Source organism: Actinomadura sp. NTSP31, from assembly GCF_041951385.1.
In the GTDB taxonomy this organism is placed as follows: Bacteria; Actinomycetota; Actinomycetes; order Streptosporangiales; family Streptosporangiaceae; genus Spirillospora; species Spirillospora napierensis.
The window spans coordinates 270299-277855 of record NZ_JBGNUT010000011.1 but is presented as its reverse complement, the minus strand read 5'-3'; the positions used below and the strand labels follow the sequence as shown (position 1 = coordinate 277855).

The following is a 7557-nucleotide window of genomic DNA, read 5'->3' as shown; positions in this document are numbered from 1 at the left end:
CCGCCGCGGGGGGGGGGCGCGGCCCCCCCCCGCCGCGGCGAACGCGACGAGAGAGGGAGACGGGTGTCCGACACGCCGGTGCAGACGTCGGCGACGGTCCTCACGGTCCGCCAGGTGCAGGACTACCACGCGATGACGCTGGTGGCGCCCGCGATCGCCGAGCGGTTCCGGCCCGGCCAGTTCGTGGCCGTCGCCGTCGGCGGCGAGCACACCGCCCGGCTGGTGCGCCGCTGCTTCGGCGTCCACCAGGTGCAGTCCGACTACGGCGGCACGGTCGAGGTCGTGTTCGCCGACACCGAGCCCGGCACCGGCTGGCTCGCCGGCCGCCGCTCCCGCGACCAGCTCGACCTGCTCGGCCCGCTCGGCCGCCCGTTCCGGCTGCCCCGCGACCCCGTCAGCTGCCTGCTGGCCGCCGGCGGCCCCGGCGGCGCCGCGGTGTTCGCGCTCGCCGACACGCTGCTGCGGCGCGGCTGCCAGGTGCACTTCGTGCTCGCCGGGCCGACCGCCCGGCAGGTGTTCGGGTCCCGGATGGCGCAGCGCATCGGCGACTCCGCCACCGTCGTCACCGAGGACGGCTCGCTCGGCGAGAAGGGCGCCATGCGGGACGTGCTGCCCCGCGTCGTCCAGGAGACCGGCGCCGACGTCGTCTACGCCTGCGGGCCGACCGGGCTGCTGCGCTCGGTCACCCAGATCGCCGGCGAGTTCGGCCTGCCGTCCCAGGTGTCGGTGGAGGAGTTCCTCCAGCGGACCGGCGCCTGCGGCATCGGCGCCTGCATGACCTGCGTGCTGCCGATCCACGGCGAGGACGGCGTCACCCGCATGGTCCGCGCCTGCGCCGACGGGCCCGTCCTGCGCGGCGACCGCGTCCGCTGGGGCGACCTCGGCACCATCCCGTTCGACGCGCTGGGCGCCCCGCGCGTCCTGAGCGTCACGGAAGGGGGCTCGAAGTGAGCGACCGGGTCACCACCACCCTCGGCGCCCTGGAGCTCCCCAATCCGGTCCTGACGGCCTCCGGGTGCGGCGGGACTGGACGCGAGCTGGCCCAGTTCTTCGAACTGTCCCGTCTCGGCGCGTTCGTCACCACCTCGGTGATGTCCCAAGCGCGCGCGGGACGCCCCACGCCGCGCGTCACCGAGACGCCGAGCGGCCTGCTCACCGCCATGGGCCTGCCCGGCCCCGGCGTCGAGGCGTTCCTGGAACGCGACCTCCCCTGGCTCATCGAGCAGGACGTCCGCACCATCGTGTCCATCGCCGGCAACAGCGTCGAGGAGTTCGGCGACCTCGCCCGCCGGCTCCGCAACGTCCCCGGCGTCGCCGCCATCGAGGTCAACGTCGCCTGCCCCAACGTCGAGGACCGCGGCCGGATGTTCGGCTGGCACCCGTCGGCCGCCGCGTCCGTGCTGCGCGCCGTCCGCGCCGGCGCCCGGCCCGGCACCCCGGTGTTCGCCAAGCTCGGCCCCGACGTCACCGACATCGTCGGGATCGCGCTGGCCTGCGTCGACGCCGGCGCCGACGGCCTCACCCTGATCAACACCATGGACGGCATGGCGATCGACCCGCACACCCTGCGGCCCGCCCTCACCGGCGTGTCGGGCGGGCTGTCGGGGCCCGCGATCCGGCCCGTCGCCGTCCGCTGCGTCTACCAGGTGCACGCCGCGCTGCCGGCGACCCCGATCATCGGCGTCGGGGGCGTCTCGACCGGCCTGGACGCGCTGGAGTTCATCCTGGCCGGCGCGTCCGCCGTCGCCGTCGGCACCGCCCTGTTCCACGACCCCGCGGCCGGGCCCCGCGTCCTGCGCGAGCTGGAGGAGGCCCTCGCGGCCCGCCGCATCGGGCGCGTGGCCGACGCCGTCGGGCTCGCCCACAAGCCCGCCGGTTACGTGCCGCCCCAGGTGCGGCCGACCGAGCCCGAGAAGGAGATGCCGTGACCGCAGCCCCCATCGCCGTCGCGCTGGACGCCCCCGACCTGGAGACCGCCGCGCGCTGGGCCACCCTGGTCACGCCGCACGTCTCCACCATCAAGGTGGGCCTGGAGCTGTACCTGCGCTACGGGCCCGACGTCGTCGCCAGCGTCCGCGGCGCGAGCCGCGTCCAGGTGTTCCTGGACCTGAAGCTGCACGACATCCCCGCGACCGTGCGCGGCGCCGCCCGCGCCGTCGCCCGGCTCAAGCCGTCGTACCTGACCGTGCACGCCGCCGGCGGCCCCGCCATGATCCGCGAGGCGGTCGAGGCGGCCCCCGCCACCAAGATCGCCGCGGTGACGGTGCTGACCTCACTGGACGAGGCCGACCTGCGCGCCGTCGGGCTCGACGGCCCCGCGCCCGACGCGGTCCGGCGGCTCGCCGCCCTCGCCGTCGGCGCGGGCGCCCAGGCGCTCGTCTGCTCCCCGCAGGAGGCCGCCGCCGTCCGCGCGGAGGTCGGTCCCGACATCACCCTCATCACCCCCGGCGTGCGGCCCGCCGGCGCCGACACCCAGGACCAGGCCCGCGTCGCCACCCCGGAGGCCGCCCTCGCCGCCGGCGCGGACCTGCTGGTCATCGGCCGCCCCATCACCGGCGCCCCCGACCCCGGCGCCGCCGCCGCCGCGATGGCCGCCGCCCTCCGCAAGTTCCCGGGGGAGCGACCCCCCGGAGCCCCCCGTCACGGCCGGTAGGCCGCCGGGCATGCCCGCTGCGCTCGCTGGCGCTCGCTCCGCGTGCCTGCCCGTGGCGGTGGCCGGGCTGCGGGCTTCTGCGGCGGTGCTCAGCTGGGTTCCCGCGCGGATGCGTGTGCCGAGTGGGCTCCGCGGATTGGGATGCGGGGGATGGATTTGGTTTTGGGGGTCGATTTAGCGCGGTGTTGTTGGGCGTGCGGGAGCGCGCATTGTCGTTTTACTTCGCTTGCGAATGCCGGGCCGGGGGTCCGCAAAGCGATACGGGGCGGACGGCGAAGTCGGTTCAGCCCGATTCGCGGTCCGGACGCCCGCGGGGCCGGACGGGGGCGTCCGGGCACGGGGAGGCGGGGCGTGCGTGGGGGAGCGGGGGGATGCGGGCGGCGGGCGGCTCCGGGTCCGGCTGAATGATCTTGGCGGGTGTGCTGTCGAGGATGGCAGTTGCGGTGCGCCCGCGACGTGCGGAACGGCCCGGCGTGACGAGCGTCACTCGGTCGGGACCGGCTGTGGGGGACGTCACACCGGGCCCGCGCGGTGGGCCGGATCCGGCCCGGCGGGGGGTGACGGGATCATGGCGGGGAGCCCCCCGGCGGGCGCGGACCGCCGCGCCGGGGCGGTGCCGGGTGCCGTAAATCGGGACAGAATGGGCGGATTTTCACGATCATGCGAAAGTCCCAGCAAGGCAAGGGGATGGGCCGTCGGAGGCCCCGAGTCGAGTACACTCTGTATTCAGGACACTCCGGGGAGTGATTTTCGTGATTTTGTGGCGGGCTAAACGGCACTTCACGTTGCCTTATGGGGCGTGAACTCGCTAGTTTCCCAACCCGTCCGACTCCGTCGAGTGGAAACCTGAGGTGACCCGGCGTGGCTCTTCCGCCCCTAACCCCCGAACAGCGCGCCGCAGCCCTGGAGAAGGCTGCCAAGGCTCGCAAGGAGCGGGCCGAGGTTAAGAACAAGCTCAAGCACGGGGGAACCTCGCTCGCCGAGGTTCTCAAGGAGGGTCAGTCCGACGACGTCATCGGGAAGATGAAGGTGTCGGCCCTCCTGGAGTCCCTGCCCGGTGTGGGCAAGGTCCGTGCGAAGCAGATCATGGAGCGTCTGGGCATCGCCGAATCCCGCCGCGTGCGGGGCCTCGGCGCCAACCAGCGCGCCTCCCTGGAGCGTGAGTTCGGCGGAAGTGCGAACCGCTGACGCGCGACTCACGGGCGGGCGCGGCGGCCCCTCAGAGGGGGAGACCGCCGCGGCCGGGTCCGGGCTCCCCGGATCCGGCACCATCTCGTCCGGCTCCGGCGCACCCATCGCTGCGCCGGAGGGCTCCGAACAACCGCATGGCCCGCTCGTGTCCCGCCTGACGGTCCTGTCCGGGCCGTCGGGCGTCGGCAAGAGCACGGTCGTCGCCGAGATCCGGCGCTCACACCCCCGGGTGTGGCTGTCGGTCTCGGTGACCACCCGGTCCCCCCGACCGGGTGAGACCCACGGTGTGCAGTACTTCTTCGTCGACGACGCCGGTTTCGACCGGCTCGTCGCCGAAGGGGAGCTGCTCGAGTGGGCCGAGTTCGCGGGCAACCGCTACGGCACCCCGCGCCGGCCCGTGCAGGAGCGCCTCGCCCGCGGCGAGCCGGTCCTGCTGGAGATCGACCTGCAGGGCGCCCGGCAGGTCCGCGAGACGATGCCCGGCGCGCGGCTGGTCTTCCTCGCGCCGCCCAGCTGGGAGGAGCTGGTCCGCCGCCTCACCGGCCGCGGCACCGAGCCCCCCGAGGTGATCGAACGCCGGCTGGACGCGGCCCGGGTCGAGCTGGCCGCCGAGAAGGAGTTCGACGTCACACTGGTGAACACGTCCGTCCAGGACGTGTGCCGTGAGCTGCTAGCCTTGATGGCTGTACGTTAGTGTCGGCGACCGCCGTGTCCGGCGGCCGGCATCGCAGTGGATCACTAGTGGAAGGCCACGGAGTGGCAGCCAGCAGCGAAGGCATCACCAACCCGTCGATCGACGAGCTCCTCGAGGTCGTCGAGACCAAGTACGGCCTCGTGAGCATCGCGGCCAAGCGCGCCCGGCAGATCAACGCCTACTACGCCCAGCTCGGCGAGGGCCTGCTGGAGTACGTCGGCCCGCTCGTCGAGACGCAGGTGCAGGAGAAGCCCCTGTCGATCGCGCTGCGCGAGACGCGCGAGGGCCTGCTCAACGCCGAGCCGATCGAGGGCTGACCGCCCCGGTCCCGTCCGGGGGGCGACCCCCCGGACCCCCGGTGCGAAGCGGCACCGGGGCCTGATGGAACAGTGTCCGCATGACCTCCCGAAAGCCGCGCGTCGTCCTCGGTGTCAGCGCCGGGATCGCCGCGTACAAGGTGTGCGAGCTGCTGCGGCGGCTCACCGAGTCCGGCCACGACGTCACCGTCGTGCCGACGCGGGACGCGCTCCGCTTCGTCGGCGAGCCGACCTGGGCGGCGCTGTCGGGCAACCCGGTCTCCACCGCCGTGTGGGACGGGGTGGCGCAGGTCCCGCACGTCCGGCTCGGGCAGGGCGCCGACCTGGTGCTCGTCGCCCCCGCCACCGCCGACCTGCTCGCCCGCGCCGCGCACGGCCTGGCCGACGACCTGCTCACCAACACCCTGCTCACGGCCCGCTGCCCGGTGGTGTTCGCGCCCGCGATGCACACCGAGATGTGGGAGCACCCGGCCACCCGGGCCAACGTCGCGACGCTGCGCGAGCGCGGCGCGGTCGTGGTGGAGCCCGCGTCCGGGCGGCTCACCGGCAAGGACACCGGCCCCGGCCGGCTGCCCGACCCCGCCGAGCTGTTCGAGGTGGCCCGGCACGTGCTCGCCCGCGGCACGGCCGGACGCGACCTCGCCGGACGGCACGTGGTGGTGTCCGCCGGCGGGACCCGCGAACCCCTCGACCCCGTCCGGTTCATCGGCAACCGCTCGTCCGGGCTGCAGGGGTACGCGCTGGCCCGGACGGCGGCGGCGCGCGGCGCGCGGGTGACGCTCGTCGCGGCCAACGTGGCGCTGCCCGACCCGGCCGGCGCGCAGGTCGTGCCCGTCGGTTCGGCGGAGGAGATGCGCAAGGCCGTCCTCGAGGCCGCCGGCGCCGCCGACACGGTGGTGATGGCCGCGGCCGTCGCCGACTTCCGCCCCGTCGACTACCGCGGCTCGAAGATCAAGAAGACCGAGGGGGGCGAGCCGGAGCCGATCCGGCTCGCCAAGAACCCCGACATCCTGGCCGAGCTCGGCGAGCGCCGGCGGGCCGGGCAGGTGATCGTCGGTTTCGCGGCCGAGACCGACGACGTCCTCGCCAACGGCCGCGCCAAGCTCGCCCGCAAGCGCAGCGACCTGCTCGTGGTCAACCAGGTGGGGGAGGACCTCACCTTCGGCCGCCCCGACAACGCCGCGGTGATCCTCGCCGCGGACGGGTCGAGCACCGAGGTGCCGCGCGGCGCCAAGGAGGCGCTCGCCGAGGTCGTCTGGGACCTGGTCGCCGCGCGCCTGGACCCGCCGCCCGCCGATTGACCCGCGGAACGGCCGGAGGCCGCCCGGCCGCGGCCGAGCCCATTCCGGCGCCCGGTGACGATCGGGCTAGACTGCGGGCTTGCACCTTGGATACCCGCGCGGGGGACGTCCCCGCCGAACTCGATGACATATCCGTCCTGCGACGTCAGTCAGCAGCCGCTGCAAGGAGTTCACGTACGTGTCTCGCCGCCTGTTCACCTCGGAGTCCGTCACCGAAGGACACCCGGACAAGATCGCGGACCAGATCAGCGACGCGATCCTCGACTCGATGCTCAAGGACGATCCGAAGAGCCGGGTCGCCGTCGAGACGATGATCACGACCGGTCAGGTGCATGTGGCCGGTGAGGTCACCACCGAGACCTATGTGGACATCCCCGGCGTCATCCGGGAGAAGATCCTCGAGATCGGCTACGACTCGTCCAAGAAGGGCTTCGACGGCCACTCCTGCGGCGTGTCGGTGTCGATCGGCGCGCAGTCGCCCGACATCGCGCAGGGCGTCGACGACGCCTACGAGACCCGCGAGGGCGAGGACCGCGACAAGCGCGGGGACGACCTGGACCGGCAGGGCGCCGGCGACCAGGGCCTGATGTTCGGCTACGCCACCAACGAGACCCCCGAGCTGATGCCGCTGCCGATCACGCTGGCGCACCGGCTCGCGCAGCGGCTGTCCGCGGTCCGCAAGGAGGGCACCGTCCCCTACCTGCGCCCCGACGGCAAGACCCAGGTCACCATCGAGTACGACGGTGACCGCGGCGTCCGCCTCGACACCGTCGTGGTGTCCAGCCAGCACGCTCCCGACATCGACCTGAAGGAGCTGCTCGCCCCGGACGTCAAGGAGCACGTCGTCGACCCCGTGCTCGCCCAGTTCGACCTGGACACGAGCGGGTACCGGCTGCTGGTGAACCCCACCGGCCGCTTCGAGATCGGCGGCCCGATGGGCGACGCCGGCCTCACCGGCCGCAAGATCATCGTGGACACCTACGGCGGCATGGCCCGGCACGGCGGCGGCGCGTTCTCCGGCAAGGACCCGTCCAAGGTCGACCGGTCCGCCGCGTACGCGATGCGCTGGGTCGCCAAGAACATCGTCGCGGCGCAGCTCGCCGACCGCGCCGAGGTCCAGGTCGCCTACGCGATCGGCAAGGCGCACCCGGTCGGCGTGTTCGTGGAGACGTTCGGCACCGAGAAGGTCGACCCGGACAGGATCGAGAAGGCCGTCGCGGACGTCTTCGACCTGCGTCCCGCCGCGATCGTGCGCGACCTCGACCTGCTGCGGCCGATCTACTCGCAGACCGCCGCCTACGGCCACTTCGGCCGCGAGGTGCCGGACTTCTCCTGGGAGTCCACCGACCGCGCCAAGGACCTGGCCTCCGCCGCCGGCCTGTGAGCCGCCGGCACCACTGA

General features: G+C 73.9%; 8 protein-coding genes. All 8 read left to right on the top strand.

The annotated features are described in order from the left end of the window. The first annotated feature begins 63 nt into the window (after nt 1-63). Nucleotides 64-951: a dihydroorotate dehydrogenase electron transfer subunit gene (locus tag ACA514_RS20975; protein WP_375042875.1), complete on the top strand. Its 888-nt coding sequence runs from the start codon at nt 64-66 to the stop codon at nt 949-951. Beyond that, complete coding sequence (locus ACA514_RS20970) at nt 948-1928, top strand: dihydroorotate dehydrogenase (protein WP_375042874.1); 981 nt, start codon at nt 948-950, stop codon at nt 1926-1928. Before ACA514_RS20975 ends, ACA514_RS20970 begins: the two co-directional genes overlap by 4 nt. Continuing rightward, nucleotides 1925-2653 (top strand): orotidine-5'-phosphate decarboxylase, encoded by a 729-nt coding sequence (gene pyrF, locus ACA514_RS20965; protein WP_375042873.1) that lies wholly within the window; start codon nt 1925-1927, stop codon nt 2651-2653. The genes ACA514_RS20970 and pyrF overlap by 4 nt, the downstream gene beginning before the upstream one ends. Before the next feature lie 861 nt (nt 2654-3514). Next, nucleotides 3515-3841 carry an integration host factor, actinobacterial type gene (mihF, locus tag ACA514_RS20960; protein ID WP_021597647.1) on the top strand — a complete coding sequence of 109 codons (327 nt, stop codon included), beginning with the start codon at nt 3515-3517 and terminating at the stop codon, nt 3839-3841. A gap of 148 nt (nt 3842-3989) precedes the next feature. Beyond that, nucleotides 3990-4538, top strand: coding sequence for a guanylate kinase (gmk, locus tag ACA514_RS20955; RefSeq protein ID WP_375042872.1), 549 nt, complete (start codon nt 3990-3992; stop codon nt 4536-4538). A gap of 62 nt (nt 4539-4600) precedes the next feature. After that, entirely contained in the window at nt 4601-4855 is a 255-nt protein-coding gene (rpoZ, locus tag ACA514_RS20950; RefSeq protein WP_151542026.1) for a DNA-directed RNA polymerase subunit omega, read from the top strand. Nucleotides 4856-4935: 80 nt separating this feature from the next. After that, entirely contained in the window at nt 4936-6156 is a 1221-nt protein-coding gene (gene coaBC, locus ACA514_RS20945; protein ID WP_375042871.1) for a bifunctional phosphopantothenoylcysteine decarboxylase/phosphopantothenate--cysteine ligase CoaBC, read from the top strand. Between the two features lie 178 nt (nt 6157-6334). Further along, entirely contained in the window at nt 6335-7540 is a 1206-nt protein-coding gene (gene metK, locus ACA514_RS20940) for a methionine adenosyltransferase (RefSeq protein WP_375042870.1), read from the top strand. Nucleotides 7541-7557: the final 17 nt, after the last annotated feature.

Excerpts from the sequence above, each read along its gene's own strand:
- coaBC (WP_375042871.1), top strand. The coding sequence starts at position 4,936 with ATGACCTCCCGAAAGCCGCGCGTCGTCCTCGGTGTCAGCGCCGGGATC.